Origin of the sequence: Lapillicoccus sp., assembly GCF_046595215.1 — a bacterium.
GTDB lineage: Bacteria > Actinomycetota > Actinomycetes > Actinomycetales > Dermatophilaceae > Lapillicoccus.
In genome coordinates this window covers 1-2,534 of the sequence record NZ_JBKJPP010000027.1, presented here as the reverse complement: position 1 = coordinate 2,534, position 2,534 = coordinate 1, and the positions used below count along the sequence as shown (strand labels likewise).

At 69.8% G+C, this 2,534-nt stretch carries 4 protein-coding genes; all 4 read left to right on the top strand.

Annotation, left to right across the window (positions count from 1 at the left end):
* On the top strand, positions 1-575 hold a 575-nt coding region (locus ACLL9L_RS02855; protein ID WP_411283139.1), incomplete at its 5' end, for a PspA/IM30 family protein.
* Complete coding sequence (gene pspAA, locus ACLL9L_RS02850; RefSeq protein WP_411283138.1) at positions 572-850, top strand: PspA-associated protein PspAA; 279 nt, start codon at positions 572-574, stop codon at positions 848-850. The genes ACLL9L_RS02855 and pspAA, both read left to right, overlap by 4 nt.
* Before the next feature lie 4 nt (positions 851-854).
* Positions 855-1,778, top strand: a complete 924-nt coding sequence (gene htpX / locus ACLL9L_RS02845) for a zinc metalloprotease HtpX (protein ID WP_411283137.1) — start codon at positions 855-857, stop codon at positions 1,776-1,778.
* Positions 1,779-1,782: 4 nt separating this feature from the next.
* Positions 1,783-2,346 (top strand): PspA-associated protein PspAB, encoded by a 564-nt coding sequence (gene pspAB / locus ACLL9L_RS02840; protein WP_411283136.1) that lies wholly within the window; start codon positions 1,783-1,785, stop codon positions 2,344-2,346.
* Positions 2,347-2,534: the final 188 nt, after the last annotated feature.

Genomic DNA, 2,534 nt, shown 5'->3' with positions numbered 1-2,534 from the left:
AGTTGTCCGCCGGCATCGACAAGCTGCAGCAGCAGGCGGCCGCCGCACTGGCTGCTGGCCGGGAGGACCTGGCCCGGGAGGCCCTGACGCGCCGGTCAGCCGCGCAACAGCAGCTGGTCGACCTGGCCCAGCAGCAGGCCGACCTGCAGGCCCAACAGGACAAGCTCACCGCCGCGTCGCTACGGCTCCAGGCCAAGGTTGAGGCCTTCAGGACACGCAAGGAGACGATCAAGGCCAGCTATACCGCCGCCGAGGCGGAAACACGTGTCGGTGAGGCGGTCTCGGGCATCAGCGAAGAGATGAGCGATGTCGGGCTGGCCATGCAACGCGCCGAGGACAAGACCGCTCAGATGCAGGCCCGCGCCGGCGCGCTCGACGAGCTCCTCGCCTCCGGGGCGTTGGAGGACGCCACCGGGTCGACGAAGGACGACATCCAGGTCGAGCTCGAGCGGATGTCGTCGACGTCCAACGTCGAGGCCGAGCTGTCGAGACTCAGGACGGCCCTGCCCCCCGGCGCGTCCGGGCCGGACGCGCTGACCCCCGGACCGGCGCAGACACAGAGGGCGACGTCATGATCGTGCGCATCCTCGGCGAGGGCCAGCTGGACCTGGGCGAGGAACACCTGGACGAACTGAACGAGCTGGACGCGGAGCTGTCAGCAGCAGTGACGGCGGGCGATGAGGCGCGATTCGGGCGTGACCTGACGCGGCTGCTTGACCGGGTGCGAGCCCTTGGCCGCCCGGTGCCCGACGAGCACCTCAGCGTGTCCGACCTGATCCTCCCCGGCTCCGACAGCAGCCTCGCCGAGGTGACCGCGCTGCTCGGCGAGGACGGGCTGATCCCAGGATGAGACGATGAAAAGCCGATTTGAGCCCGATCGGGGCCTGACTGCACGGATGCTGGTCACCACGTTCCTGCTCGGCCTGCTCTACGTGGTCTTCACGGTGGCGCTCATCGCACTCATCAAGAGCGCGGTGCTCGCCGTCGTCATTGCCGGCGGGCTCCTGTTCGCCCAGTACTGGTTCTCAGACCGGATCGCGCTGTACGCGATGCACGGCCGGATCGTGACGCCCGCCGAGGCGCCAGAGCTCCACGGGGTCATCGACCGACTCTGCGCACTGGCCGACATGCCCAAGCCCGCTGTCGCGATCGCCGACGTCGAAGTGCCCAACGCCTTCGCCACGGGACGCAGCCCCGCCAAAGCCGTCGTCTGCGCGACCACCGGTCTCCTGCGCCGCCTGGACACCGAGGAGCTCGAGGGTGTCCTGGCGCACGAGCTGTCCCACGTGGCACACCGCGACGTCGCCGTGATGACCATCGCGTCCTTCCTGGGCATCCTCGCGGGGTTGATCACCCGCTTCGGGCTCTACGCCGGCCTGTACGGCGGCGCCGGCAACAACCGCGGCCGGGACTCGGAGGAGGACAACACCGCGTTGGTGCTGATCGCCGTCGTCGCGGTCTCGGCCGTCGTCTACGCGCTGTCGTTCCTGCTCACCAGGGCGCTGTCGCGCTACCGGGAGCTTTCCGCGGACCGGGCCGGGGCGCTGCTGACCGGTCGCCCCTCCGCGCTCGCCTCGGCGCTGACCAAGGTGAGCGGCGAGATGGCCCGCATCCCCACCCGGGACCTGCGCCAGGCCGAGGCGTTCAACGCCTTCTTCTTCGCTCCGGCGCTCGCCGCAGGATTCAGTCTCACCTCGCTGTTCGCCACCCACCCCCCGCTGGACCGGCGTCTCGAGCAGCTGGCCGACCTCTCCCGCCAGCTCGGGCAGGTGGTGTAGTCCGATGGGCTTCCTGGACTCGCTACTGGGCCGGTCCAAGCCGGCCGCACCCGACCTCGACCAGTTGTTCGCGCTCCCGGCCGCGGCGGTGACCCTGCAGAGCAGCACCCGGTTCCGGGCGACGGGTGTCGGATCGGTGTGTTTCAAGGCCGCCGAAGGCGGCGGCTTCACCGGCCTGCGCGAGCAGGTCGAGCAACTACTGGCACTCGATCACGGCAAGTACCGCGCCCAGTCCGACAGCTTCGGCTTCACCTGGCTGGTCTGCACCACCACAGCTGATGACCTCGAGGGCCTGGTCACCGACCTGCACGCAGTCAACAGCAGCCTCGTGGACGCCGGCTTCGGCGCCGCCCTGCTCTGCACCCTCATCGCCTTCACCGACGGCACCCAGCCGCTTGGCCTGGTCTACCTTTACAAGCGCGGCAGCTGGTACCCTTTTGCGCCCACCGCCACGGACCGGCGCAACACCGGCCTCGAGCTGCAGATCAAGTCCGCGATCGAGCAGGACCTGCGCGTCGAGGCCGACCTCGCGCGCTGGTTCCCCATCGACAACGCCCCCGGGCTGTGAACACCCAACCCGCGACCTGCGCGCACTCGGTACGACGCTCGACACGAGCGACCACCGAGACAGCACGACCCGCCCGTGCCGCCCGTGCCGCCCGTGCCGCCCGTGGGTGCCGGAGCCGGCGGTTGATCCCGCCCACCTTGCAAGCGGCCGAGTTGAAAGATCGGGCCCGTTGCGGGCTCCAGTCTTCA